Raw genomic sequence first — 26,922 nt, forward strand, 5'->3', positions numbered from 1 at the left:
TAACAAAAAATAATAAGGCGGTTATAAGGAGAGAGGAGGAACAGAGTAATATCTTGGATATCAACAACATGTGATGTCAAAAAAGGGCCGCGACGCGGCCCTTTTATCAGATGATAGCAGTTACTTCTTTGCTTCAGTCCATTTGCCATCTATATAGAAAGCTGACCAGCCGGTGGCTTTGCCATCTTTCTCTGAGGCAACGTACTGCTGCTTAGTTTTACGGCTAAAACGCACCATCGTTTTGTTGCCTTCCGGATCCTGCTGCGGCGCATCGGCCAGATAGCGCAGCTTCTCTGCCAGACGGTCGCGGAAGCGGTACAGCTCTTCCACGAGCGGCGCGCGGGTTTCGCGCGATTTCGGGAAGGTGTTGGCGGCCAGGAAGACGCCCGCCGCGCCATCGCGCAGAACAAAGTAAGCGTCCGATTTCTCGCACGGCAGCTCCGGCAGCGGCACCGGATCTTCTTTCGGCGGCGCCACTTCCCCGTTACGCAGGATCTTACGGGTGTTTTTACACTCGTCGTTGGTGCAGGCCATATACTTACCAAAACGCCCCATCTTCAGGTGCATTTCGGAGCCACATTTTTCACACTCAACGATCGGGCCGTCATAGCCCTTGATGCGGAACTCGCCCTCTTCGATCTCGTAGCCATCGCAGGTCGGGTTATTACCGCAGACGTGCAGCTTGCGCTTCGGATCGATGAGGTAGCTGTCCATCGCCGTGCCGCATTTTTTACAGCGGCGTTTAGCGCGCAGCGCGTTGGTTTCAGCGTCATCGCCTTCCAGCACGTTGAGCACTTCGTTTTCCGGCACCAGGTTAATGGTGGTTTTACAGCGCTCTTTTGGCGACAGCGCGTAGCCCGAGCAGCCGAGGAATACGCCGGTGCTGGCGGTACGGATCCCCATCTTGCGCCCGCAGGTTGGGCAGTCGATGGTGGTCAGCACCATTGGGTTCGGCTGCATGCCGCCCTCTTCCGGATCTTTCTCTGCCGTCTGCAGCTGCGAGGTAAAGTCTCCGAAGAAGCTGTCGAGGACCTGCTTCCACTCGGCCTGATGGTTAGCCACCTGGTCGAGGCGGTCTTCCATCTGCGCGGTGAAATCATAGTTCATCAGATCGCGGAAGTTCTCTTCCAGACGATCGGTGACGATTTCGCCCATCTTTTCCGCATAGAAGCGGCGGTTTTCCACCCGCACGTAGCCGCGATCCTGAATGGTCGAAATGATCGACGCATAGGTGGACGGACGACCGATGCCGCGTTTTTCCAGCTCTTTAACCAGCGAAGCTTCGCTAAAACGCGCCGGCGGCTTGGTAAAGTGCTGCGCAGGGGTCAGTTCGACCAGGCTCAGGCTGTCGCCCTTATTGACCATCGGTAACGTACGGTCTTCATCGCCTTTACGCAGGGCTGGCATTACTTTGGTCCAGCCGTCAAAGCGCAGCGTACGGCCGCGGGCTTTCAGTTTGAAATCGCCGGCTTTCACCGTCAGCGTGGTGGAGTCGTACTGCGCAGGCGTCATCTGACAGGCGACAAACTGGCGCCAGATCAGCTGATACAGTTTCTGCGCATCAGATTCCATATCTTTTAACGTTTCGGCCAGCACGTTGACGTCGGATGGACGAATCGCCTCGTGCGCTTCCTGCGAGTTTTCTTTGCTGGCGTACTGATTCGCGCTCTCCGGCAGATATTTCTTACCGAAGTTGTCGCCAATGTAGCCGCGCACCATGCTCAGCGCGTCCTGGCTCAGGTTCGTCGAGTCGGTACGCATATAGGTAATGTGGCCCGCTTCGTAGAGACGCTGCGCCATCATCATGGTTTTCTTCACGCCGAAGCCAAGACGCGTGCTGGCGGCCTGCTGCAGCGTGGAGGTGATAAACGGCGCGCCCGGCTTGCTGCTGGTCGGCTTATCTTCACGCTCCAGCACGCTGTAGCTGGCTTTCTCAAGCAGCGCGACCGCCGCCATGGTTTCATCACGGTTTACCGGACGGAACGGCTTATCGCCGTTATGCGTGACCTGCAGCGGTAACGCATCACCGCCAGGGGTCGTGGTGCTGGCGTCAACTTCCCAGTACTCTTCCGGAACGAACGCTTTAATTTCGCGCTCGCGCTCGACCACCAAGCGCACCGCAACCGACTGGACGCGACCTGCTGACAGACCGCGGGCAATTTTTTTCCACAGCAGTGGAGAGACCATGTAGCCCACCACGCGATCCATAAAACGGCGCGCCTGCTGAGCGTTGACACGGTCAATATTCAGTTCGCCCGGCTTTTCGAAAGCCTGACGAATCGCATTCTTCGTGATCTCGTTGAACACCACGCGGCTATAGCGCTGTTCATCACCGCCGATAACTTCCCGCAGGTGCCATGCGATGGCTTCCCCTTCGCGGTCAAGGTCGGTTGCGAGATAGATGTGGTCAGCTTTTTCCGCCAACTGTTTGAGTTCAGAAACGACCTTTTCTTTACCCGGGAGTATTTCATAGTGCGCATTCCAGTCATGCCACGGGTCCACGCCCATACGGTTGACCAGAGCGCCGCGTTCATCCTTCTTAGGCTTTTTAGCCCCTTTGGTGGAGGTAGAGTCGGCGCTCTTTTTGGAAGCTGAGCCACTGGTCGGCAAATCGCGGATATGACCGACGCTGGACTTAACCACGTAGTCATTACCCAGATACTTATTGATCGTTTTGGCTTTTGCCGGGGACTCAACGATAACGAGAGCTTTACCCATATTCACCTTTACCTAATTTGATTCATCCAGGAATACATCGCACATTGATTCACCATCCACTGGCGACACGTCACAACCTATGTTGCGTCGTTATCGATGGATATCAACCCCTTGCACCGGTTTCGCATCCATAAAACCAGATAGCTGAGTTTGCTGGCTTTTTCTCGCCAGGCGACATAGCACGAATAATTTTTGGCCGAATGTCAAGCAAATCTGTTGCCAGATCGCTGAAAGCGTCACACTGTACCTGATAAAATTCGTTACGCAACTTTATTAGCATGCAAAAGCAAATCCCGCCACTAAACTGATGTTTATTAGGCTTCTGCGATTACCCCTGCAAGATCAATGGAAAATTTGCCCCTCGCCGCCGCGCGGCGTAGACTAGCCGCGAAGAAACACAGGAGGCATTTATGCAAGGTACAACCCAACCCATCGATCGCCAGACGCTTCTGGAAAAAGCCAACAAACTCATTCGCGAACATGAAGATACGTTAGCCGGGATCGAGGCCACCGACGTCGTTCAGCGTAACGGCGTGCTGGTGTTCAGCGGCGAGTTCTATCTTGACGAGCAGGGTCTGCCAACGGCGAAGAGTACGGCGGTATTTAATATGTTTAAATACCTCGCACACGAGCTGTCTGATAAGTACCACCTGGCGGATTAACCGCTGCCTGCAGGGCCATGACAACAACGCGAGGCCGAAGCCTCGCGTTGTTTGTTTACATCAGCGGCTTTTGCCCGCGCTGCCACCAGCGCAGCAGAAGTTTATCGGCGCTTTCCGCCGCGCTGCCGGTAAACCGCTCGAGCATTTTCTTACGCTGCTGATAGCGCACGCTGATAACCTCGTGCTTATCCATCAGCCCCAGCAGAAGTTCATCGCTGGTTTCCACCGCGTCCACAAGGCCTTTTTCCAGCGCCTGAACGCCGTACCAGTGTTCACCCGTCGCTACCTGCTCGATATCCAGCCCGGGGCGCATCTGGTGGACAAAATCTTTGAATAGCCGATGAGTATCGTTGAGGTCTTCGCGAAATTTCTGCCGCCCTTCTTCGGTATTTTCACCCAGCATCGTCAGGGTGCGTTTGTACTGCCCGGCCGTATGCAGCTCAATGTCGATATCTTTATTTTTCAGGAAGCGATTGATGTTGGGAATTTGCGCCACAACGCCAATAGAGCCCAGGATAGCAAAGGGTGCACTGACGATTCTGTTCGCCACGCAGGCCATCATATAGCCGCCGCTGGCCGCGACTTTATCGACCGCGACCGTTAGCGGGATCTGCTTGTCGCGCAGGCGCTGCAGCTGTGAAGCCGCCAGGCCGTAACCGTGAACCACGCCGCCTGGGCTTTCAAGGCGAATGACGACCTGGTCGCGCGCTTTTGCCGCCGCCAGAACGGCGGTGATTTCTTCGCGCAGGCTGCTGACTTCATGGGCATCCATACTGCCTTTAAAATCCAGCACCCAAACGCGCGGCTTGACGTCCGGCTCCGGTGTGCCGAGCTTCGCCCGCGCCTTTGACGCCTTTGCTTCCTGCTTGAGCTTTTTCTTTTGCGCTTTATGCCACAGCTTCTGCTGCGGCCCATCGAGCAACGAAACCGCCAGCTCTTCCTTCATCTCCTTATATTGCTCGCTAAGATTGGTGACCCGCAGCTCGCCGCGCTGTTTTTTGCGCTGAGTCAGGTTAACAATAATGGCGACGATAACCGCAATTGCGACAACGATGGTCGCGATTTTGGCCAAAAACAGGCCATATTGAGCAAGTAATTCCACGTTTTCACCTTGTGTAAACCGCTGACGTTGGCGCACAGTGTACATCAGCCGTCGGCGAGAAGTCTTTGTGCTTTGTGTCGCACGCGAGGCGCCTTCCTGTTTTTTTCAGCGACGATGAAATCGTTGCAAGATATTAATTCCGCGAAGAGTTTCCGCTTCGCCGATTGCAATAGCGGGCGCTTTCAGGCATAAAGCGCAAAAGTGAGATACCGAACAGCAAGCGCGATCGTCAGCAGATCGCCCGAGGAGTCGCCGTGCACTATCAACCGCAACGTCACCTGTTACAGGACCGCATCATCCTGGTTACCGGCGCCAGCGACGGCATTGGCCGTGAAGCCGCCCTGACCTATTCCCGCTATAGCGCCAGCGTTATCCTGGTCGGCCGCAACGAAGAAAAGCTGCGCAGCGTCGCGCACGAAATTCAGCAGGCGGGCGGCATTCCCGCCCGCTGGTTTACTCTCGACCTGTTAACCTGCACGCCGCAGGAGTGCCAGCAGCTGGCGCAGAAAATAGCCATCCACTACCCGCGCCTCGACGGGGTGCTGCACAACGCGGGTCTGTTGGGCGACGTGTGCCCGATGGATCAACAAAAGCCGGAAGTATGGCAGCAGGTGATGCAGGTGAACGTGAACGGCACCTTTATGCTCACCCAGGCGCTGCTTCCTTTATTACTTAAATCCGAATCGGGTTCGCTGGTCTTTACCTCTTCCAGCGTCGGCCGCCAGGGACGCGCGAACTGGGGCGCGTACGCCGCGTCGAAATTCGCCACCGAGGGCATGATGCAGGTGCTGGCCGAGGAGTATCAGAACCGTCATCTGCGGGTCAACTGCATTAACCCAGGCGGCACCCGCACCAAAATGCGCGCCAATGCGTTCCCGACGGAAGATCCGCAAAAATTGAAAACCCCCGCTGATATCATGCCGGTTTACCTGTGGCTGATGGGCGACGACAGTCGTCGCAAAACGGGAATGACCTTTGACGCCCAGCCGGGCCGCAAACCAGGAATCGCACAATGAGTGATGAACGCCACCGCGAACGCCAGCAGCGGGTAAAAGATAAAGTTGACGCTCGCGTCGCCGCCGCGCAGGAAGAGCGCGGCATCGTGATCGTCTTTACCGGCAACGGTAAAGGCAAAACCACCGCCGCTTTTGGCACCGTCACCCGCGCCGTCGGGCACGGTAAAAAAGCCGCCGTCGTGCAGTTTATTAAAGGTACCTGGCCAAACGGCGAGCGCAACCTGCTTGAGCCGCACGGCGTTGAGTTTCAGGTGATGGCGACCGGTTTTACCTGGAATACGCAGGATCGCGAAAGTGACACCGCCGCCTGCCTCGCGGTCTGGGAGCACGGGCGCCGCATGCTGGCTGATGAAAGCCTCGACCTCGTTTTGCTGGACGAGCTAACCTACATGGTGGCTTATGATTACCTGCCGCTGGAAGAGGTGCTTACCGCGCTGCGCAACCGCCCGGCGCACCAGACGGTGATTATTACCGGCCGCGGCTGCCACCGTGAGATTACCGAACTGGCCGATACCGTCAGCGAGCTGCGCCCGGTGAAGCACGCCTTTGACGCCGGAATCAAAGCGCAGATGGGGATCGACTACTAGCCGCCAGCCGCTTGAGCAGCGCATGATTCAGCGGCAGGCACAGGCAATCCTCCCCCAGCGCCAGTTCGCTTTCGCGCATATTTTGCCGCGAGACGAAGCGCTTGCGGTATTCGGTTGGCGTGACGCCGCAGTATTTATTAAAGGCGGCGATCAGATACTTGTGTTCCTGAAAGCCGCAGCTGTGGCTAATCTCCGTGATCGGGGTGCGGGTATCGCGCAGCAGGGTGCGGGCTTTATTTAGCCGCACCAGCGTCAGATACTCTTTAAAATTATACCGGCTCACCTTTTTGAACAGCCGCGAGAACCAGGAGTAGCTCATCCCGCTATGGCAGGCGACCTCGCTCAGCGTCAGCGGCTGATCAAAGTGTTGATTGATAAAATCAATGCCTTTTTTGATCATCGCCTCGTCGCGCAGCGAGCTTTCGGCGCGCCGCGTCGGCTTTCCGGCGGAGACGACCGCATCCAGCAGCAGATAAATCGCCGCGATACGCTGAAATGGCGCGTGGTTATCGATCAGCTGTTCCAGTAGCCTCGCCAGCCGCTGGCGTACCTCGCTGTCCGCCGGAGAGTAAGGTCGTCCGCAGGTACTCCAGTCCAGCTGCGGCGAGGGATGAAGTTCATCAAACAGGCCGGGGGAAAACTGTACGGTGAGCAGCTGGCTGCCCGCCTCCTCGGCGCTCAGCGAATGGACCTCTTCGGCATTGATATACAGCATGTCTCCCTGCGCCAGCTCCAGGCTTTGCTGGCCGACGACGAGGGTAAATCGCCCCGTCAGCACGGTAATCAGCTCCGGAGCCGGATGCCAGTGAGGCTCGCAGTAGCGAACCTCCGCGGCAAACACGTTCAGCTTCTCCGCGTCAAAGGCAATCAGCTCGTAGCCGCTGTTCGCCGTTTGTCGTCCGCTCTGGGTGACCGAGCGAGGGTGAGTCACTGAAAAAGGAAACATGCGCACTCTCCTGTCATTGGCAATGATTAGCGCCGGCCAGCACGGCGTTAAGCTCGTCGCGTTCGATATCCAGCGCCAGGAATTCGGTCAGCGCAATCAGCAGCCCGCAGAACAGATCCGGCGCCAGGCGAATCAGTTTTTCACGCACCTGCTCCGCCGGCATCTGGCTCTTATCGGCAATCAGCTTCACTACGCGGGCAAAGGCCTCCGGCTGCTGGATCAGCTGTTGTAGAGAGTTATCATCGCGCAGCGGGACGTACCGCTGCGGACAATCTACCTCAATCTCCGCGATCAACGGCAGATCCCGTGATGAGGCGCCGACGCGAACCTGCCAGATGCCCGGCGTCACGACCCAATCACCCAGGCCCGGATGATAACAGGCCAGCTCGCCAATGGGCAGCTGCAGGCTCACGCGACGGGTCTCTCCGGCGGCCAGCGCCACTTTGCTGAACGCTTTTAATGACTGCACTTCGCGAATCAGCTCCCCCTTCGGCGCGCTAACGTACAGCTGGACGATCTCTTTGCCCGCATACTCTCCGCAGTTGGTCAGGTCGAACGACACGGTAAGCGTCTCGCCTGCGCCTGCACGGCGGGCTGACAGCGCGATATTATCGTACGCAAACCGGGTATAGCTTAAGCCAAAGCCAAACGGAAACTGCGGCGTCATACGACGTTTATCATAATAGCGATAGCCGACAAAAAGCCCTTCTCCGTAATGATGACGCAGATTTTCGCCCGGATAGTGCAGCCAGGCCGGCGTTTCCTCCAGGGAATTAGGTACCGTTACCGTCAGTTTGCCGCAGGGGTTACGCTGGCCGAAGAGGATTTCCGCCACCGCGCGCCCCATCCCTTGCCCGGCAAAGAACGTTTCCAGCAGCGCTTTGCACTCGCCGAGCCACGGCATCACCACCGCATCGCTATTCGCCAGCACCACCACGATATTCGGCTGGACCGTCGCCACTTCACGAATTAACCGTTCGTGCACCGGCAGAATATGCAGATCCTGACGATCGCCGTTTTCGCCATCTTCGCCTACGGCGGTGCTGACGAAGATCACCGCCACGTCGGCCTCCTGCGCGACGCGGCAGGCCTGCGCCAGCGCCTGTTCATCGCAGCGCAGATCGTCCGGCGCGCCCACGGCCCAGGAGACGCTGAAGTCGTCGCCGGCGAGGTCGAAAATTTCATCCAGCGGCCGATCGAGCAGATACGGCACCGTGGTCGCGCATCCGGACCCCTGGATCACCGGCTCCTGAGCCGGTTTACCCAGCACCGCAACGCGCGGCGTTCTCTCCGGACGCAGCGGCAGCAGATTATCTTCATTTTTCAGCAAGACAATGGATTCACCGGCAAGCCGCTGCGCCAGCGCGTGGTGCGCCGTAAAATCGGCTCGCGTTTGCGGGCGGCGATGGCGCTGGACCTTGTCGAGCAGTTCCAGCATGCGGAGACAGGCACGGTCCACCACCGCCATCGGCACCTCTCCGGCTTCAATCGCCGCCAGCAGGGTTTGTTTATCGCGGCGGGTTTCGGGCATCGCCAGATCGTTACCCGCCATCAGCGATGCGGGACGATCTTTAATACCGTACCAGTCGGACATCACCAGCCCTTCATATCCCCACTCATCGCGCAAAACCTGAGTGAGCAAAAACGGATCCTGGGAGGTTTGCACGCCGTTAAGACGATTGTAGGAAGACATCACCGTCCACGGCCGGGATTTCGCAATCGCGCGCTGGAAACCCGCCAGATAGATTTCCCGCAGCGCCCGTTCTTCAATAATCGAATCCATTTCCGTGCGGCGGTACTCCGAGTTGTTCGCCGCAAAGTGTTTCAGGCTGGCGCCAACCCCCTCCTGCTGCAGGCCGTTGATCAGCGCAGCGGCAATATCGCCGCTGACCACCGGGTCTTCGGCGTAATATTCATAGCCTCGCCCGGCCAGCGGCGTACGGCGAATGTTAATTCCCGGCCCGAGCAGGATCCCGACGCCCATTTGCTGACACTCCCGCCCCAGCGCTTCCCCCATCTGATGCACCAGCTCCACGTCCCAGCTGCAGGCCAGGCTGGAACCATTAGGAAAGCAGGTCGCCGGTAGCGAAGTGCTGAATAGCGCTTCACTCCCCCCTTTCGCGGCGGGCTCTTCCGCGCTGGCCTGATCTGCGGTTTGGGTGATGACCGAGATAAAATCATCCATGCTCCACTTTTCCCGGCCATCAATCTGCGCGCTGCTGTAGCGCACGCCGTAGGTGCCGTCGGTCATAATGATATCTTCGATACCGTGCTGCGGCAGCGAGGCCGTCCGCCACAGGCCGCTGCCGGTCAGCAGCGCCACTTTTTCTTCCGCGCTCATCGCGGCGAGGGTGGTGTTAAAATCGTTATTCATCTCTCTGGCTCCCTGAGGTTAAAGCGCGTTCTGTTTGCGCAGGCTGATTTTTTGCACAATATCGCGATAGGTTTTTTCATCCAGCGAATAGCAGGCGACAAACAGTGCGCTGAGCGCAAACATCGCGCCGGGAAATAGCGTCATCAGTACGTTAATGCCGTTAATCGCGCTGGCGGTAATGTTGCCCGCGTCATAGTGGTAATAGTCCAGCATCCAGCCCGCGCAGCCGCCGCCGATGGCCATCGCTATTTTGGTGATGAAATTAAAGAAACCGTAAATTGCGCCTTCGGTGCGCACCCCATGGTGCCACTCGGCATATTCCACGGTATCGGCAATCATTGACCACATTGAAACAAAACCCATCCCCAGCGTAATACTGTACAGACACACGCCGGTCATGATCAGCCAGATATTGTCGCCAGCGATAAAATATTGCATCAGTACGCCCGCAATGCCGATCAACAGCGCCACCAGCGTCATTTTCTTTTTACCTATCAACGCAATGATTTTTTCCGAAATAACGGTACCGACAATATAAGCCGCCGACTGAATCATAAAGAAGGTGGAGGTAAAGCCTTCGCTACCAATTATATATTTGATAAAGTAAATAGCGATCGCCATCCACACGGTATAGGCAATATAAAAAAAGACGGTGAACATGGAAAGGTTAATTAGCGGCGCGTTGCCTGCCACCGCCTTCAACATTTCCCGCAGCGTTGGCGCCGGAGTCTCTTCCTCTTCTTCACCAACGCGCTCTTTGGTCATCCCGAAGCAGGCAAGGAACAAAAACGTCGCCAGCAGCGCAAAGCAAGAGACGGCGAAGACGTACCCCAGCTGTTTATCGCTAAACGGGGAAATCAGCCTGTCCGCGGTAGTGGACACAATCAGATAGCCAACAATCGCCAGGACAAATCGGTATACCGACAGCGATGAGCGGGAGGCTTCATGCTGGGTTAAACGGTTGGTCAGCGCCGAATAAGGCGTATTTACCGCCGTATAGGCCAGGCAATAAATAGTATAGGAAATCAGTGCGAAGTAGAATTTCGCCTCACCGCCGAAAGGCACAAAGCAGAGCACCGTTAAGAAGCCGAGCGGAATTGAACCATACAACAACCAGGGTCGAAGCTTACCGTAGCGGCTGTGGGTTTTATCGATGGCAAAACCAATCAGAATATTAAATGCCGCATCAACCACGCGGGCAATAACAAAGATCAGGCTCGCCTGTACGGCGCTAATGCCGTAAATATTGGTATAGAAAAAAAGTAAAAACAGAGAAACGAAGCCGAAGGATAAATTAGAGGCGAAATCGCCAAAACCATACCCTATTTTTTCTTTAACGCCGATAACCACATAGCTTGCCGAAAGTTTTCCTGCTGTTTCCATTTTAGGCTACCTGTTAATGTAATCAGTGGCCTCAGTATATGGCGTCGCCTGGCGCACCGCTTTGCGTTATTTGTCCGGGCATTTCCTGTTTTTTGTCTTTATGCAGAAGTGTGAAAGGAGTCACAGGAGGGAGAATTCCGGCGGTGACCGCCGGAACTGGAATAATTAACCGTTACCGTTATTACGGCTGCTGGAACGACGGTTGTTATTATTATTGCTCACCTGGCTGTGGCGCTTAACCGCGCGGCGAATCTGATTCGCCTTCATGCGACGGCGATCCTTTTCGACGGCGACCTTAGAGGTGGTTTCCGGCGTAAGCTCAACCAGTTCGCGCAGGTAGTTGGTTTGCGCCAGGTCCAGCTCGGTGTAGCCGCCGCGCGGCAGGCCTTTCGGCAGCAGAATATCGCCGTAGCGCACGCGGATCAGGCGGCTGACCTGTACGCCAACGGCTTCCCACAGGCGGCGAACTTCGCGGTTACGGCCTTCGGTCAGCGTGACGTTGTACCACTGGTTAATCCCTTCGCCACCGGTAAACTTGATGGTTTTGAACGCCGCCGGGCCGTCTTCCAGCTGGACGCCGCGCGAGAGCTGGCGCAGCTTGTCATCATCTATCTGGCCAAATACGCGCACCGCGTATTCACGTTCCACTTCGCGGCTCGGGTGCATCAGGCGGTTCGCCAGTTCACCGTCGGTGGTAAACAGCAGCAGGCCGCAGGTGTTGACGTCAAGACGACCGACGGCAATCCAGCGCGCGCCGCGCAGCTTTGGCAGACGATCGAACACCGTCGGTCGCCCTTCCGGGTCGTTACGGGTACAGAGTTCGCCTTCCGGCTTGTAGTAAGCCAGCACGCGACAAATCTGTTCCGCAGACTCTTTCACCGAAATCAGATGACCGTCGATGCGAATTTTTAAACCCGGGACAATTTCAACGCGATCGCCAAGCGTGGCGATTTTGCCATCGACGCTGACGCGGCCAGCTTCGATTTTGGCTTCGATTTCACGGCGGGAGCCGTGGCCAGCGCGGGCCAGCACTTTTTGTAATTTCTCGCTCATTGAGCTTCCTTAAGGTGTCGCCTTCCCAGGCGTCTGGTATACTTCGAAAAACAGGGCGCGAGGCAAAATGAAACCTAACACCCTGTTCTGTAAAATTTTTTTGCATCAGCGCGTGCCGTTATCTATGTTGCTACAGCAGTCATAACAGAGACACGCCTTCTCGCGTGGGCGAACATGGTACACGAACTTTAAGATGAATGCTTCTTTGCGTTACGAGCATAGCACAACTTACCGCGCACCTCCGTCCGGGCGCATGGCGCGCTGATGGAAGCCAGGTAGCACAATAGGGTCTTTTGCAGAGGATGAACCATCAAAAGGCGCGCGGCATTGCGCCGCGTTGAACGGCGGCAAATAAAAGCGGCGAGCGGGTATTCATTACATGACGATTCCTTCCATGGAAACAGGCGTCATTACAGGAACGGCGTTACGTCCCCCACGCCTTCACGCACCACAACCGGCGCATCTTCAGTGAGGTCGATAACCGTGGTCGGCTGCTGGCCCAGATAGCCGCCGTGAATAATCAGGTCAACCTGCTTCTCCAGACGATCTTTGATCTCTTCCGGGTCGGATTCGGTAAAGTCGCTTCCCGGCAGCATCAACGAAGTGGAGAGCATCGGCTCGCCCAACGTTTCCAGCAGCATTTGCGCAATCGGGTTGGACGGCACGCGCATACCGATGGTCTTACGCTTATCCTGCAGCAGACGGCGCGGAACTTCTTTGGTGCCCTTGAGGATAAACGTGTAGTTACCCGGGGTATTGTTTTTAATCAGACGAAAGGCCACGTTATCAACGAATGAATAGGTCGACAGTTCGGACAAATCGCGGCACATCAGGGTGAAGTTGTGGCCGTTTGGCAGATTACGGATCCGGCAAATCCGCTCCATCGCACCTTTATCTTCAATTTTGCAGCCTAACGCGTAGCCGGAGTCGGTCGGATAGACGATGACCCCGCCTTTACGCACAATGTCCACCGCCTGGTTAATTAACCGCGCCTGTGGATTTTCCGGATGGATATAAAAAAACTGGCTCATACTTCCCTCTCAATTTTGTTCTACGGCCACTTCCCAACTGCGCCAGATCCCTTCCACGCCCGCGGGTAGCCAAAGTTTGCGGCCCAGTTCGATCCACGGGCAGGGCTGATGAAAATCAGACCCCTGCGAGGCATCCAGACCATACTGCACGGCGTAAGCGGCAAGCTGTGCGCGCTCGTGAGGCGCCTGCTGACACTGCGCCACCTCCATCGCATCGCCCCCCTGCTCGCTAAAATGGGCCAACAGCCGTTTTAACCACTTGGCGGAGAGATCGTAGCGCCCGGGATGGGCAATGACCGCTTTACCGCCAGAATGATGAATGACATCAATCGCTTGTTTTATTGTACACCACTGAGGCGGAACGTAACCGGTTTTCCCGCGCGCCAGATACTTCTTAAATACGTCAGCCATATTGTTGGCATAGCCGGCCTCCACCAGAAAACGGGCAAAATGGCCGCGCGTCACCGCACCGCCGTCCGCCAGCTTCAGCGCCCCTTCCCAGGCGCCCGGGATCCGCGCTTTTTCCAGCCGCTCGGCGATCTGCTGACCCCGCATCTGGCGACGCGCTTTCTGTTCATCGAGCAGAGCGGTCATCGCCGGATGGTCGATATCGATATTCAGCCCGACAATATGAATTTCATGATTTTCCCACAGCGTGGAAATTTCCACCCCGGTTATCAGCGCCAACGGTAAACCGGCACGTTCAATTTCACGCTGAGCCGCGGGAATTGCCGCCACGGTATCGTGGTCGGTAATCGCCAGGGTGCCGACGCGCATCTGGTGGGCGCGATGGACAAGTTCTTCTGGAGTCAGACGCCCGTCAGAGGCGATGGTATGGCTGTGCAGGTCGTAAATCACTGCGTAATTGGTGTTGCTCAAGATGACTCCTGCTGGACATGAACCGGTACCCGTCATACTTTAAGTCACAGGCAGATTGACTGTGGTTCTGCAGCTTAAGTGATTAAGGATAGTAATAAGCGCATCATCATACCGACTGATAGAGAAAATCTGCAAACAGGGGTTGACTTTAATCCCTCGGACTAGTTAACTAGTACGCAAGTTCACATGAAGGGGTATCAACAATGAAAACGCAATTCATCACTCTGCACGGCTGGTGGCGCACCTCCTGTTATCGGGCGGCGTGATCGCGTTTTGCACTCAGCATACAGATACCCGGCCCGCCAATGAGCGGGCTTTTTATTGGACAAATTATTATAGCGAACAGGCGACAACAATAATGCATACATCAAAACCGGCACTCGAGCTTCTCACCAGCGACGCCATCTATCGGGAAAACCCCACGGCGCTGTTCCACCAGCTATGCGGCGCGCGTCCAGCCACCCTGCTGCTGGAATCCGCGGATATCGACAGTAAGGATGATTTAAAAAGCCTGCTGCTGGTGGATAGCGCGCTGCGCATTACCGCGCTAGGTGACACTGTCACTATTCACGCATTTTCCGCCAACGGTACGGCGTTACTCGAACTGCTGGATAGCGCGCTGCCATCCGGCATCGATAACCAGCGTCAGCCAAATAGCCGGGTATTAACCTTCCCGCCGGTCAGCGCGCTGTTGGATGAAGATGCCCGCCTGTGTTCACTCTCGGTATTCGACGCTTTTCGCCTGCTGCAGGATCTGATTACCGTCCCGCAGGAGGAGCGCGAAGCGATGTTCTTCGGCGGCCTGTTCGCCTATGACCTTGTCGCTGGCTTTGAAGACCTGCCGCCGCTGGAGAGCGACACCGCCTGCCCGGATTACTGCTTCTATCTGGCGGAAACGCTGCTGGTTATCGACCATCAGACCAAAAATACCCGTATCCAGGCGAGCCTGTTCACGCCGCTGGAAAGCGAAAAACAGCGTCTGCTACAGCGGCTCGCTCAGCTTCGTCAGCAGCTAAACGAGCCGCCGGCGCCGCTGCCGGTGACCACGGTTGCCGAAATGAGCTGCGACTGCGATCAGAGCGACGAAGAGTACGGCGCCGTCGTGCGTAAAATGCAGCGCGCCATCCGCGCGGGCGAGATTTTTCAGGTCGTGCCGTCACGCCGCTTCTCGCTGCCCTGCCCGTCGCCGCTGGCCGCTTATGATGTGCTGAAGAAGAGCAACCCGAGCCCGTACATGTTCTTTATGCAGGACAACGATTTCACTCTCTTCGGCGCGTCGCCGGAGAGTTCTCTCAAGTACGATGCCACCAATCGCCAGATTGAAATCTATCCCATTGCCGGTACCCGCCCGCGCGGCCGCCGCGCGGATGGTTCGCTGGATCGCGATCTCGACAGCCGCATTGAGCTGGAGATGCGCACCGACCATAAAGAGCTCTCCGAGCATCTGATGCTGGTCGACCTTGCGCGTAACGACCTCGCGCGCATCTGTACGCCGGGTAGCCGCTACGTCGCCGACCTGACCAAAGTCGACCGCTACTCCTTTGTGATGCACCTCGTCTCCCGCGTGGTTGGCGAGCTGCGCCGCGATCTTGACGTGCTGCATGCCTACCGTGCCTGTATGAATATGGGCACCCTCAGCGGGGCGCCGAAAGTGCGCGCCATGCAGCTAATCGCCGCCGCTGAAGGCAAACGCCGCGGCAGCTACGGCGGCGCGGTGGGCTACTTTACCGCCCACGGCGACCTCGATACCTGCATCGTGATCCGTTCCGCCTACGTGCAGGATGGCGTCGCCACGGTGCAGGCCGGCGCCGGTATCGTGCTCGACTCCGTTCCCCAGTCAGAAGCGGATGAAACCCGTAATAAAGCTCGCGCGGTGCTGCGCGCTATCGCCCAGGCCCACCACGCGAAGGAGATTTTCTAATGGCCGACATCCTGCTGCTCGATAATATCGACTCTTTTACCTATAACCTGGCAGACCAGCTGCGTTCGAACGGCCATAACGTGGTGATTTACCGCAACTCCGTCCCGGCGCAGGCGCTGATTGAGCGCATCGGCACCATGAAAAACCCGGTACTGATGCTTTCTCCGGGGCCGGGGACGCCGAGCGAAGCGGGCTGCATGCCAGAGCTGCTGACCCGCATGCGCGGCAAGCTGCCGATTATCGGTATCTGCCTCGGCCATCAGGCGATTGTCGAAGCCTACGGCGGCTACGTCGGTCAGGCCGGTGAAATTCTTCACGGGAAGGCATCAAGCATTGAGCACGATGGCCAGGCGATGTTTGCCGGACTGAGCAATCCGCTGCCTGTCGCCCGCTATCACTCGCTGGTGGGCAGCAATATCCCGGCCGGACTCACCATCAACGCCCACTTCAACGGTATGGTGATGGCGGTGCGTCACGACGCGGATCGCGTTTGCGGCTTCCAGTTCCACCCTGAGTCAATTCTGACCACCCAGGGGGCACGCCTGCTGGAGCAAACCCTGGCCTGGGCGCTGCAGAAGCTGGAGCAGACCAACACCCTCCAGCCGATTCTGGAAAAACTGTACCAGGCCGAAACCCTGAGCCAGCAGGAGAGCCATCAGCTGTTCTCTGCGGTGGTGCGCGGTGAAGTCAAACCCGAGCAGCTGGCCGCCGCGCTGGTGAGTATGAAAGTACGCGGTGAGCATCCGCAGGAAATCGCCGGCGCCGCCACCGCGCTGCTGGAAAACGCCGCGCCGTTCCCGCGTCCGGATTATCCGTTTGCCGATATCGTCGGTACCGGCGGCGACGGCAGCAACAGTATCAATATTTCGACCGCCAGCGCGTTTGTAGCCGCCGCCTGCGGCCTGAAGGTCGCCAAACACGGCAACCGCAGCGTGTCGAGTAAATCCGGTTCTTCCGACCTGTTGGCGGCGTTCGGTATCAACCTGGATATGAATGCCGATAAATCTCGCCAGGCGCTGGATGAACTGGGCGTTTGCTTCCTGTTCGCACCGAAGTACCACACCGGTTTCCGCCACGCGATGCCGGTCCGTCAGCAGCTTAAAACCCGCACCCTGTTTAACGTGCTTGGGCCGCTGATCAACCCGGCTCATCCGCCGCTGGCGCTGATTGGCGTCTATAGCCCAGAACTGGTGCTGCCGATTGCGGAAACCCTGCGCGTGCTGGGCTACCAGCGCGCTGCGGTGGTGCATAGCGGCGGTATGGATGAAGTGTCGCTGCACGCGCCGACGGTGGTCGCGGAACTGAACCATAGCGAAATCAAGAGCTACCAGCTCACCGCCGCCGACTTTGGCCTGACGCCTTACCATCAGGAGCAGCTGGCAGGCGGCACGCCGGAAGAAAACCGTGACATTCTTACGCGCTTGCTACAAGGTAAAGGTGAAGCCGCTCACGAAGCCGCCGTTGCCGCCAACGTCGCCATGTTGATGCGTTTACATGGACACGAAGACCTGAAGGCCAACGCGCAGCAAGTCATCGATGTGCTGCATAGCGGAGCGGCCTATGACAGAGTGACCGCATTAGCGGCAAGAGGGTAAAAAATGCAGACCGTTTTAGCAAAAATCGTGGCCGACAAAGCGATTTGGGTAGAAGCCCGCAAACAACAACAACCGTTAGCCAGTTTTCAAAATGAAGTGGTACCGACGCAGCGCAATTTTTACGATGCCCTCGCCGGAACCCGCACCGCGTTTATTCTCGAGTGCAAAAAGGCCTCGCCATCAAAAGGCCTGATTCGCGAAGATTTTGACCCGGCGGCCATCGCCGGCGTCTACAAGCACTACGCCTCGGCTATCTCGGTGCTGTGCGATGAGAAATATTTCCAGGGCAGCTTCGATTTCCTGCCGATGGTCAGTAAGGTCGCGCCGCAGCCGATTCTCTGTAAGGACTTCACCATCGATCCTTACCAGATTTACCTGGCGCGCTACTACCAGGCCGACGCCTGTCTGCTGATGCTTTCAGTGCTGGATGATGAGCAGTATCGCCAGCTCTCCGCCGTCGCGCACAGCCTGAACATGGGCGTGCTGACCGAGGTGAGTAATGAAGAGGAGCTGGAGCGCGCGATTGCGCTGAAGGCGAAAGTGGTCGGCATCAACAACCGCGATCTGCGCGATATGTCGATTGATCTCAACCGTACCCGTACCCTGGCGCCTAAGCTCGGTCACGATGTCACGGTGATCAGCGAGTCCGGCATCCATACCTACGCGGAAGTGCGCGAACTGAGCCACTTCGCCAACGGTTTCCTGATTGGCTCAGCGCTGATGGAGCACGCCGATCTCAACGCCGCCGTGAAGCGCGTGCTGCTCGGCGAGAATAAGGTCTGCGGCCTGACCCGCCCCCAGGATGCCCAGGTGGCGTATGAATCCGGCGCGGTCTACGGCGGCCTGATTTTTGTCCCGACGTCGCCGCGCGCGGTGAACGAGGCGCAGGCGCAAGCGGTGATCGCCAGCGCGCCTCTGAGCTATGTCGGCGTATTCCGCAATACCCCGGTGGCGGAAGTGATCGCCCGGGCGGAAAACCTCGACTTAGCCGCCGTACAGCTGCACGGCAGCGAAGACCAGACCTATATTGATACCCTGCGCGCCGAACTTCCGCCGAAGGTGCAAATCTGGAAAGCCCTCAGCGTAGGTGAAACGCTACCGCCGCGCGATCTGCGCCATGTCGATAAATACGTTCTCGACAACGGTCAGGGCGGCACCGGCCAGCGTTTCGACTGGTCCCTGCTGCAGGGCCAGGACCTGCATAACGTCATGCTGGCAGGCGGCCTCGGCGCCGATAACTGCGTAGAAGCCGCCAAAAGCGGCTGTGCCGGACTCGATTTTAATTCAGGCGTAGAGTCGCAGCCGGGTATTAAAGATGCCGACAAGCTGTCCTCTGTGTTTCAAACGCTGCGCGCATATTAAGGAGCAATAATGAGTACTTTACTGAACCCCTACTTTGGCGAATTCGGCGGAATGTACGTTCCGCAGATCCTGATGCCCGCCCTGCGCCAGCTGGAAGACGCGTTCGTCAGCGCGCAAAAAGATCCGGCATTCCAGGCCGAATTTACCGACCTGCTGAAAAACTACGCCGGTCGTCCGACGGCGCTGACCAAATGCCGCAACCTCACTGAAGGCACCCGCACGACGCTGTATCTGAAACGTGAAGACCTGCTGCACGGCGGCGCGCATAAAACTAACCAGGTGCTCGGCCAGGCTCTGCTGGCGAAACGGATGGGCAAAACGGAAATTATCGCCGAAACCGGCGCCGGTCAGCACGGCGTGGCCTCAGCCCTCGCCAGCGCCCTGCTCGGCCTGAAGTGCCGCATCTACATGGGCGCGAAGGATATCGAACGCCAGTCGCCGAACGTTTTCCGCATGCGCCTGATGGGAGCGGAAGTGATCCCGGTTCATAGCGGCTCTTCTACGCTGAAAGATGCCTGCAACGAGGCCCTGCGCGACTGGTCCGGCAGCTACGAAAAAGCCCACTATATGCTCGGCACCGCCGCGGGCCCGCACCCGTTCCCGACCATCGTGCGTGAATTCCAGCGCATGATTGGCGAAGAGACCAAAGCGCAGATCCTCGAGAAAGAAGGTCGCCTGCCTGATGCGGTTATCGCCTGCGTCGGCGGCGGATCGAACGCCATCGGCATGTTCGCCGATTTTATCGACGAAACCGCTGTTGGCCTGATTGGCGTGGAGCCGGCAGGTCACGGTATTGAGTCCGGCGAGCACGGCGCGCCGCTTAAGCACGGTCGTGTGGGCATCTATTTCGGTATGAAATCGCCGATGATGCAAACCGAAGAAGGCCAGATTGAGGAGTCCTACTCCATCTCCGCCGGGTTGGATTTCCCGTCAGTGGGCCCGCAGCATGCTTATTTAAACAGCATTGGCCGCGCCGATTACGTGTCGATTACCGATGACGAAGCGCTGGATGCCTTTAAAGAGCTATCACGCCATGAAGGGATTATCCCGGCGCTGGAATCCTCCCACGCCCTGGCGCACGCGCTGAAAATGATGCGTGAAAACCCGGAAAAAGAGCAGCTGCTGGTGGTTAACCTCTCCGGCCGCGGCGATAAAGACATCTTCACCGTACATGATATTTTAAAAGCGCGAGGGGAAATCTGATGGAACGTTATGAGACGCTGTTTGCACAACTGAAAGATCGCCGGGAAGGCGCGTTTGTTCCCTTCGTCACCCTCGGCGATCCGAATCCGGAACAGTCGCTGAAAATTATCGATACGCTGATTGAAGCCGGTGCCGACGCGCTGGAGCTGGGTATTCCTTTCTCCGACCCGCTGGCGGATGGCCCGACCATTCAGGACGCCACCCTGCGCGCTTTTGCCGCCGGGGTGACCCCCGCGCAGTGCTTCGAAATGCTGACGGCGATTCGCCAGAAACACCCTACCATTCCTATCGGCCTGCTGATGTACGCCAATCTGGTGTTCAGCCCCGGCATCGATGAATTCTACGCCGCGTGCGAACGCGCGGGCGTCGATTCCGTGCTGGTTGCCGATGTCCCCGTGGAAGAGTCCGCGCCGTTCCGCCAGGCCGCGCTGCGCCACAATATCGCGCCGATTTTCATCTGCCCGCCCAATGCCGATGACGATCTGCTGCGCCAGATAGCCTCTTACGGTCGCGGTTATACCTACCTGCTGTCGCGGGCGGGCGTGACCGGCGCGGAAAACCGCGCCGCGCTGCCGCTGCATCATCTGATTGAAAAGCTGGCCGAGTACCACGCCGCGCCGCCGCTGCAGGGCTTTGGCATCTCGGCGCCGGAGCAGGTTACCGCCGCGATTGAGGCCGGCGCGGCCGGCGCGATTTCCGGCTCAGCCATCGTCAAAATCATCGAGCGGAACGTGAACGACCCGCAGGCCATGCTGGCGGAACTCAAGGCTTTCGCCCGAAGCCTGAAAGCCGCCACTAAAGCGGCTTAACGTACCTGCCGTCCGGCCCCGGGCCGGGCGGTTATTTCAGCTGTAAGCTGTCGGCGTATTTACGCGTCAGGCGAAACAGCGCCATCACCTCTTCTTGCGTCCATCCGGCCAGCACCTCATTCATCAGCCGCGTTCTTGCTCCCGCGATACGATCGATCATCGCCTGCCCCGCTTCGCTGAGCGTCACCTCGCTAATCCGGCGATCTTTTGCATTGGGCTGCTTGAGTACCAGCTGCTGCGCTTCCAGCTTCTTCACCTGCCTGCTGACGGTGGTGTAATCGCGACCGAGGCTATCCGCCAGTTCAACGACCCCAACGGGTCCCCTGCGCCCTATTGCCACCAGCAGCGGGAAGAGGATCCGATCGAGCTGGACCCCAGCCGCCTGCAGTATCTGCTCGTCGCGCATTGGCTGGTTCATCACGCTGATGATATCGAGCAGCGCGCCGTGAAAGCCGGTGATGTCGTAATTATTATGTGCATCTTGCATGTATTAGTTAACCGGGTATAGTGCCGTTATCAGATAGGTGCATTTTACACATAACTATCCCACAGGGGGAGAAGACAATGAAAGCAGCCGTGGTTTTTGACCTGCAGCAGGGTCCGGTGTGGTCCGATTTTCGCGATCCGCAGCCCGGTGAGCATCAGGCGTTAGTCGAGGTTCGGGCCGCCGCCATCAGTCATGTAGTGAAAGGCAGGGCCTCCGGTAAGCATTATAGTTTCGATGGCCGCCTGCCTTTTGTCCCGGGTATCGACGGCACCGGTATCTTACCCGGCGGAGAGCGCGTCTATTTCGCCTTCCCCGTCGCGCCCTGGGGCAGCATGGCGCAACGGGCTCCCGTCGCCTTAAACCACTGTCTGCCGCTGCCGGATGCGCTGGACGATATCACCGCCGCGGCAATGGCTAATCCGGGGATGTCGGCCTGGGCGGCGCTGGTCAAACGCGCCGGGATGAAAGCCGGGGAAACGGTACTGATCAACGGCGCCACCGGCAGCGCCGGGCAGCTGGCGGTACAAATCGCCCGTTTTCTCGGCGCCAGAAAAGTGATCGCCTGCGGGCGAAACGTGGAGAAGCTGGCCGCCCTCGGCGCTGATGAAACCGTTAACTTAAGTCAGGATGAGGCGGACTTACGGACGCAGTTTGCCGGGCTGGCGGCGCAGCAGATTGATGTCGTCGTCGATTATCTGTGGGGACGTAGCGCCGAACTTTTGCTGCCAGCGCTGGCAAAACACAGCCCAGGAAATGCGCCGGTACGTTTTATTCAGGTCGGTTCCCTTTCCGCCGCCGATATCTCTCTCAATGGCGCGGTGCTACGCTCCTCGCCGCTGCAGCTGATGGGCAGCGGAATTGGCAGCCTTTCTGTGCCCCAGCTGCTGGCCGCCACCGGGGAGATGCTGCAGGCCGCCGTCGCCGGCGGATTGACTATCGCCACGACTCCCCGGCCGCTTCGCGAGGTCGCCACGGCGTGGCCGCAGGACGACAGCCAGAAACGCACCGTCTTTCTCGTCGATTAAAAAAATCGCTTCTGCACAAAAGTTGGGGTTGATATCTTAAATGAGAAATATTATCTTTCTCATTACTGAATAGTTGAGCAAACAGCTCAGGTATTCGGTACGACATTGCTCACATTGCTTCCAGTATTTTTGCCCGCACTTGTGCGGGCTTTTTTTATGGTTGTCGACACACTCTGCGCACCAACTGCCTTAGCCAGCGATGTGCTAATTCATGCTCGTGGCGAGGATGCCACATTTGTGACACCGTTATCTCCGGCGTACTCACCGGGAGAGGAAAAGCGACCATCTCTTTTCCCGCCGCGCTCTGCAGGCAGGAGGCCGGGACAACGGCGATGAGCTGAGAATCCCGGGCCACGGCCAGCGCGGCGGAAAAACCAGGCACCACCGCGGCAATCCTGCGGCGCATGCCACACGCCGCCAGCGCGTCATCAACCGGCCCGCGTATCAACCCGTGACGGGAGGTAATGACGTGCCCCACGGAAACAAATTGTTCCCGCGACATGTCGGCAAAGGCGGCCAGCGGATGGTTTTTGGCCAGCGCGACGACAAAACGATCGCGAAACAGCGCCTGCAGGCGGATCTCCGGCCCCATATTTTTCAGTACGCCAATTTCCAGGTCCACCCGCCCCTCGCGTAAAAATCGGGCATCTTTCTCCGGCTTAGCGACAAATTCCAGCGTCACGCCCGGTGCTTCCCGCGCGGCGGCGTTCACCAGCGCCGGGCCAAAAGCGTCTATAAATCCCTCATTGGTACGCAAAGTAAATCGCTTCTCGAGGGTCGATAAACTCAGCGGCGCAGGCGAAGCGTTGAGCACCGCGCGCATCTCGGAGACAACGTTTTTTGCCCGCGCCTGCAGACTTTCTGCGTGCGGAGTCAGCACCATGTTTCGCCCGGCTCTGACCAGTAGCGGGTCGCCGGTGACCTGCCGTAGGCGCGTCAGCGTGCGGCTCATCGCCGAAGCGCTGAGCTTAAGCCGTTTAGCCGCCCCGGCAACGCTTTTCTCGCTCAACAGTACATCCAGCGCCGCCAGTAAATTGAAATCAGGATCGGTCATCTTTTCTCCACTCCAGGATAAGGCATCTGATGCACTTTATTATTGCAAATGCTGCGCCTTCCGCCTGCTACAGCACCAGCCTATATTTACCCCATCATGTATTTGCTCAGGAGTTATGCCCATGGTCACTTCCCCTAAAACAGTATTGATCGCAGGCGCGTCACGCGGGCTTGGGCACGCCATGGCTGAACAGTTTCTGCTGCATGGCTGGCAGGTCATCGGCACCGTACGCGATCTCTCACAAACGACGCCGCTGCACCACCTGGCCGAGGCTTATCCTGGACGGGTGCGCATTGAGGCGCTGGATATTTGTGATAGCGACGGGATCGCGGCGCTGCGCAATGCGCTTGCCGATAGCGCGCTGGATATGCTGTTCGTCAACGCGGGCACCACCAACCGCGATCCCACACAAACCATCGGCGAGATCGCGACGGAAGAGTTTATTCACGTCATGCTGACCAACGCGCTCGCGCCAATGCGGGTAATAGAAAGTCTGCAGGCGCTGGTGCTGCCACAGGGGCTGATTGGCGTTATGTCTTCAGGACAAGGCAGTTTGAGCAATAATACCGGCGGGCAGCGCGAGCTGTATCGCGGGAGCAAAGCCGCGCTGAATATGTTTATGCGCAGCTTTGCCGCCCGCCCTGCCAGCGTATCGCATCCGATGGTGGTCATGGCGCCGGGGTGGATCCGCACGGCTCTTGGCGGCGAGAGCGCCCCGCTCACCATGGCGGAGACCATCCCCTCGCTGGTGAACGTGCTGCTGGAAAAACAAAATCGTCCCGGATTAGAGTATCTGGATTATCGCGGATATCGCGTGCCGTGGTGATAAGTCTATGCGTATGAATGGCCTGCAGACGGGTTCATGGCAGTCAATTTTCGTTTTCTATGCTATTACACCCCGATGATGGAGAGTTTCTGGACCCGTTGCGCATGGCGTGGGCTAGTCATACGTTTTTCTGGGCGTTCCTGAGCTAAAGCCAGGCAGGGGTGATATTATTCAAGCCAGAAAATACAGGCACAACGTCAACCGGGAGCGATTTATGCACGAGGAAGTACCACTGAAATATTACGACATTGCGGATGAGTATTCGACGGAGTCCGCCGAGCCCGTCAGCGAGTCAGAACGTGAGCCCCTGGCGCGCTATTTTCAACTGCTGATTACGCGGCTGATGAATAACGAAGAAATCAGCGAGGAGGCGCAGGGAGAGATGGCCATACAAGCGGGCATCGATCGGCAGCGCATCGATGATATCGCGGAATTCCTGAATAAATGGGGTAATGAGTAGCGGTTGACGCGGACGTTCCGCGGAGTGCTTGCGGCAAATGACGCATCGGCAATCGCGGCAGCGGACTTCGCGTCGGGACGTGCAATAAAGCTGGTCATTGCGACCAGCTTTACCTGAGACTTTAGAACCGGTATCCGGCAGAGAACATAAACACCCACGGATCCAGACGGATGCTGTCGTGCTGCTGCGCGCCCGCCAGCTTATAGTTGGCGGTGGTGTCGATATCCATGTACCACACCGACATGTTAATCAGCCAGTCGCGGTTAATCAGATAGTCCATCCCCACCTGTCCCGCCGCCCCCCAGGAGTCTTTCAGGCTCAGATCGGATATGCCGGTCTTTTTACCCGTATCGTTCACGCTCTCATCGAAGAAGGTCGTGTAGTTGATACCCGCGCCAATGTATGGACGCAGCTTGCTGCTGGAGTCGCCAAAATACCACTGCGCCATTAGCGTCGGCGGTAAATGGTGAACGGTCGCAATATTGCCGGTTGCCGCGGTCCCGACTTTATGGCGGAACGGCGTGGCGGCCAGCAGTTCAACGCCGATGTTATCCGTTGCCATATAGGTGAACGTCAAACCCAGTTGCGTATTATTGCTGACGTTAAAGCCCCCCAGGCTGCCTAACGTGCCGCCCGCGCCTTCGGTCGGTCTGACCGTTGCCGAACCCGCGCGAATAAAAAATTCACCGGCTTCATGCGCCCAGACGCTGCTGCCGGAAAGACTGCTCAGAATAACAACCGCCGCTGCTAACTTTTTCATACCCACTTCCTCATTATGGTTATTCAGCGCCAGAATATACCTACATTGAAGTATGTTTGATCCAACATAGATCACATTAAGTGGGCAAATTTAACATTTATTGATCCAGATTAATTTTCACTTTCTCAATACAATCAGTGAGAAGCGTGTCGTATCAAATTTCTTCCTTTATGACACTCAAAGCAGCGCGTCGCTGATTTCCTCTTCTATTTACAAAGATATACTTAGCCTGCAGGAGCAGAGACTGCTACCCAGCCGCGATTTGCGGTACAATCGCCGGCTAGTTAACACCTGCAATACTCAAGGAGAATGCATGTCTATCACGGCGAAGTCCGTCTACCGTGACACCGGGAACTTTTTCCGCAATCAGTTCGTTACTATCCTGCTGATTGCGCTGCTATGCGCGTTCATTACGGTAGTACTTGGCCATGCCTTTTCACCCAGTGAAGAGCAGCTGTCAATACTGAGCCAGGGCGATAGCCTGGCGGGTAGCGGCGGGCTGTTTGAACTGGTCCAGAGCATGACGCCGGAGCAGCAGCAAATCCTGCTGCGCGCGTCTGCGGCCTCTACCTTCTCAGGGCTGGTAGGTAACGCCATTCTTGCCGGCGGCGTTCTGCTCATGATTCAGATGGTCTCCGCCGGCCAGCGAGTCAGCGCCCTGCGTGCGATCGGCGCTTCTGCGCCGGTGCTGCCAAAGCTGCTGCTGCTGATCCTGCTGACGACGTTTATCGTGCAGATGGGAATGATGCTGGTGGTGGTGCCGGGCGTCCTGCTGGCTATCGTGCTCTCTTTCGCACCGGTTATGCTGGTGCAGGATAAAATGGGGATTTTCAGCGCCATGCGTAGCAGTATGCGTCTGGCCTGGGCCAACGTACGTCTGGTGGCGCCGGCCATTATCGGCTGGCTGCTGGCGAAAACGCTGCTGCTGCTGTTTGCCTCCAGCTTCGCGGTCCTGACGCCAAACGTTGGCGCGGTGGTAATAAATACCCTCAGCAATCTTATCTCCGCATTGTTGCTGATCTATTTATTTCGCTTGTATATGCTCATTCGTAACTAACCTAATCCGGGGCGGGTGCTCCCTGCCCCAACCTGAACGACGGAATCGATGTATGAAGCAGTTTCTGGATTTTTTACCGCTGGTAGTCTTCTTCGCATTCTACAAGCTTTATGATATCTACGCCGCGACGACCGCGCTGATTATCGCTACCGCCATCGTGCTGATTTACAGCTGGGTGCGCTATCGTAAAGTCGAGAAAATGGCGCTGATTACCTTTGTGCTGGTGGCCGTATTTGGCGGCTTAACCATCTTCTTCCATAACGATGAGTTTATTAAATGGAAGGTGACGGTTATCTACGTGCTGTTTGCCAGCGCGCTGCTGTTTAGCCAGTGGGTGATGAAGAAGCCGCTGATCCAGCGCATGCTGGGTAAAGAGCTGACGCTGCCGCAGCAGGTGTGGTCGCGTCTGAATCTGGCCTGGGCGGTGTTTTTCATCCTTTGCGGACTGGCGAATATCTATATCGCTTTCTGGCTGCCGCAGAATATCTGGGTCAACTTCAAGGTCTTTGGTTTGACCGCCCTGACGCTGGTATTCACCCTGCTGAGCGGCGTGTATATCTATCGCCATATGCCGCAGGACGACAACCACTAAGCTGGCTTTCCCACGGCACG

Annotated in this window: 24 protein-coding genes and 1 other annotated feature; of the genes, 13 read left to right on the forward strand and 11 right to left on the reverse strand. The window is 57.3% G+C overall.

Annotated elements, in window-relative coordinates:
• Positions 1-120: 120 nt before the first annotated feature.
• The gene (gene topA, locus ABLV30_RS00680) at positions 121-2,718 is read right to left on the reverse strand and encodes a type I DNA topoisomerase (protein ID WP_014229012.1); all 2,598 of its coding nucleotides are present in this window, start codon (positions 2,716-2,718) and stop codon (positions 121-123) included.
• A 410-nt stretch (positions 2,719-3,128) separates the two neighbouring features.
• Here topA and ABLV30_RS00685 point away from each other — a divergent pair, with 410 nt between their 5' ends.
• The gene (locus tag ABLV30_RS00685) at positions 3,129-3,380 is read left to right on the forward strand and encodes a YciN family protein (protein ID WP_004101388.1); all 252 of its coding nucleotides are present in this window, start codon (positions 3,129-3,131) and stop codon (positions 3,378-3,380) included.
• Between the two features lie 55 nt (positions 3,381-3,435).
• Here the strand turns inward: ABLV30_RS00685 and sohB are convergent, their stop codons facing one another.
• The gene (sohB, locus tag ABLV30_RS00690) at positions 3,436-4,482 is read right to left on the reverse strand and encodes a protease SohB (RefSeq protein WP_004850151.1); all 1,047 of its coding nucleotides are present in this window, start codon (positions 4,480-4,482) and stop codon (positions 3,436-3,438) included.
• A 254-nt stretch (positions 4,483-4,736) separates the two neighbouring features.
• On the opposite strand from sohB, the gene ABLV30_RS00695 reads away from it, so the two are divergent.
• Positions 4,737-5,498 (forward strand): YciK family oxidoreductase, encoded by a 762-nt coding sequence (locus tag ABLV30_RS00695; RefSeq protein ID WP_014229011.1) that lies wholly within the window; start codon positions 4,737-4,739, stop codon positions 5,496-5,498.
• Positions 5,495-6,085, forward strand: coding sequence for a cob(I)yrinic acid a,c-diamide adenosyltransferase (gene cobO / locus ABLV30_RS00700; protein ID WP_004850148.1), 591 nt, complete (start codon positions 5,495-5,497; stop codon positions 6,083-6,085). The genes ABLV30_RS00695 and cobO overlap by 4 nt, the downstream gene beginning before the upstream one ends.
• On the opposite strand, the gene ABLV30_RS00705 is transcribed toward cobO, so the two are convergent.
• The 6 genes from ABLV30_RS00705 to rnm all read right to left on the reverse strand — a co-directional run bounded on the left by ABLV30_RS00705 (position 6,057) and on the right by rnm (position 13,751).
• Positions 6,057-7,031, reverse strand: coding sequence for an AraC family transcriptional regulator (locus tag ABLV30_RS00705; protein WP_154919801.1), 975 nt, complete (start codon positions 7,029-7,031; stop codon positions 6,057-6,059). The genes cobO and ABLV30_RS00705 overlap by 29 nt on opposite strands.
• A 13-nt stretch (positions 7,032-7,044) precedes the next feature.
• A complete protein-coding gene (locus tag ABLV30_RS00710) occupies positions 7,045-9,405 on the reverse strand; it encodes a glycoside hydrolase family 3 C-terminal domain-containing protein (protein ID WP_154919799.1) in 2,361 nt (786 codons plus the stop codon).
• A gap of 18 nt (positions 9,406-9,423) precedes the next feature.
• Positions 9,424-10,788, reverse strand: coding sequence for a glycoside-pentoside-hexuronide (GPH):cation symporter (locus tag ABLV30_RS00715; RefSeq protein WP_014229008.1), 1,365 nt, complete (start codon positions 10,786-10,788; stop codon positions 9,424-9,426).
• A gap of 165 nt (positions 10,789-10,953) precedes the next feature.
• Positions 10,954-11,841, reverse strand: coding sequence for a 23S rRNA pseudouridine(2605) synthase RluB (rluB, locus tag ABLV30_RS00720; RefSeq protein WP_004121268.1), 888 nt, complete (start codon positions 11,839-11,841; stop codon positions 10,954-10,956).
• A gap of 410 nt (positions 11,842-12,251) precedes the next feature.
• Positions 12,252-12,872, reverse strand: a complete 621-nt coding sequence (locus ABLV30_RS00725; RefSeq protein WP_004850139.1) for an L-threonylcarbamoyladenylate synthase — start codon at positions 12,870-12,872, stop codon at positions 12,252-12,254.
• A gap of 9 nt (positions 12,873-12,881) precedes the next feature.
• Complete coding sequence (gene rnm, locus ABLV30_RS00730; protein WP_032749459.1) at positions 12,882-13,751, reverse strand: RNase AM; 870 nt, start codon at positions 13,749-13,751, stop codon at positions 12,882-12,884.
• A 227-nt stretch (positions 13,752-13,978) separates the two neighbouring features.
• Positions 13,979-14,074: a sequence feature (Trp leader region), on the forward strand.
• A gap of 35 nt (positions 14,075-14,109) precedes the next feature.
• Here rnm and ABLV30_RS00735 point away from each other — a divergent pair.
• From ABLV30_RS00735 to trpA, 5 genes are read left to right on the forward strand one after another with little or no spacing between them, the layout of a single operon-like run.
• Positions 14,110-15,672 carry an anthranilate synthase component 1 gene (locus tag ABLV30_RS00735; RefSeq protein ID WP_064375389.1) on the forward strand — a complete coding sequence of 521 codons (1,563 nt, stop codon included), beginning with the start codon at positions 14,110-14,112 and terminating at the stop codon, positions 15,670-15,672.
• Positions 15,672-17,267: a bifunctional anthranilate synthase glutamate amidotransferase component TrpG/anthranilate phosphoribosyltransferase TrpD gene (gene trpD / locus ABLV30_RS00740; protein WP_064375388.1), complete on the forward strand. Its 1,596-nt coding sequence runs from the start codon at positions 15,672-15,674 to the stop codon at positions 17,265-17,267. Before ABLV30_RS00735 ends, trpD begins: the two co-directional genes overlap by 1 nt.
• 3 nt (positions 17,268-17,270) lie before the next feature.
• Entirely contained in the window at positions 17,271-18,629 is a 1,359-nt protein-coding gene (gene trpCF, locus ABLV30_RS00745) for a bifunctional indole-3-glycerol-phosphate synthase TrpC/phosphoribosylanthranilate isomerase TrpF (RefSeq protein WP_025106981.1), read from the forward strand.
• A gap of 9 nt (positions 18,630-18,638) precedes the next feature.
• Positions 18,639-19,832 carry a tryptophan synthase subunit beta gene (gene trpB / locus ABLV30_RS00750; protein WP_032749462.1) on the forward strand — a complete coding sequence of 398 codons (1,194 nt, stop codon included), beginning with the start codon at positions 18,639-18,641 and terminating at the stop codon, positions 19,830-19,832.
• Entirely contained in the window at positions 19,832-20,641 is an 810-nt protein-coding gene (trpA, locus tag ABLV30_RS00755; protein WP_032749463.1) for a tryptophan synthase subunit alpha, read from the forward strand. The genes trpB and trpA overlap by 1 nt, the downstream gene beginning before the upstream one ends.
• 31 nt (positions 20,642-20,672) lie before the next feature.
• Here trpA and ABLV30_RS00760 read toward each other — a convergent pair whose 3' ends face one another.
• A complete protein-coding gene (locus ABLV30_RS00760; protein ID WP_014838208.1) occupies positions 20,673-21,128 on the reverse strand; it encodes a MarR family winged helix-turn-helix transcriptional regulator in 456 nt (151 codons plus the stop codon).
• Positions 21,129-21,205: 77 nt separating this feature from the next.
• On the opposite strand from ABLV30_RS00760, the gene ABLV30_RS00765 reads away from it, so the two are divergent.
• Positions 21,206-22,153, forward strand: a complete 948-nt coding sequence (locus ABLV30_RS00765) for a zinc-binding alcohol dehydrogenase family protein (protein ID WP_049082253.1) — start codon at positions 21,206-21,208, stop codon at positions 22,151-22,153.
• Between the two features lie 154 nt (positions 22,154-22,307).
• Here ABLV30_RS00765 and ABLV30_RS00770 read toward each other — a convergent pair whose 3' ends face one another.
• Positions 22,308-23,207: a LysR family transcriptional regulator gene (locus ABLV30_RS00770; RefSeq protein ID WP_049082254.1), complete on the reverse strand. Its 900-nt coding sequence runs from the start codon at positions 23,205-23,207 to the stop codon at positions 22,308-22,310.
• Positions 23,208-23,328: 121 nt separating this feature from the next.
• Here ABLV30_RS00770 and ABLV30_RS00775 point away from each other — a divergent pair, with 121 nt between their 5' ends.
• Positions 23,329-24,033 (forward strand): SDR family NAD(P)-dependent oxidoreductase, encoded by a 705-nt coding sequence (locus tag ABLV30_RS00775; RefSeq protein ID WP_049082255.1) that lies wholly within the window; start codon positions 23,329-23,331, stop codon positions 24,031-24,033.
• Positions 24,034-24,247: 214 nt separating this feature from the next.
• Complete coding sequence (locus ABLV30_RS00780; protein ID WP_032692737.1) at positions 24,248-24,493, forward strand: YmjA family protein; 246 nt, start codon at positions 24,248-24,250, stop codon at positions 24,491-24,493.
• 121 nt (positions 24,494-24,614) lie between these two features.
• Here the strand turns inward: ABLV30_RS00780 and ompW are convergent, their stop codons facing one another.
• Positions 24,615-25,253, reverse strand: coding sequence for an outer membrane protein OmpW (gene ompW, locus ABLV30_RS00785; protein WP_004121296.1), 639 nt, complete (start codon positions 25,251-25,253; stop codon positions 24,615-24,617).
• Between the two features lie 313 nt (positions 25,254-25,566).
• On the opposite strand from ompW, the gene ABLV30_RS00790 reads away from it, so the two are divergent.
• Entirely contained in the window at positions 25,567-26,310 is a 744-nt protein-coding gene (locus ABLV30_RS00790; RefSeq protein WP_004850117.1) for a YciC family protein, read from the forward strand.
• 52 nt (positions 26,311-26,362) lie between these two features.
• Complete coding sequence (locus ABLV30_RS00795; RefSeq protein ID WP_004101360.1) at positions 26,363-26,902, forward strand: septation protein A; 540 nt, start codon at positions 26,363-26,365, stop codon at positions 26,900-26,902.
• Positions 26,903-26,922 lie beyond the last annotated feature (20 nt).

The organism is Klebsiella sp. CN_Kp113 (genome assembly GCF_040064585.1).
Classification (GTDB): Bacteria; Pseudomonadota; Gammaproteobacteria; order Enterobacterales; family Enterobacteriaceae; genus Klebsiella; species Klebsiella michiganensis.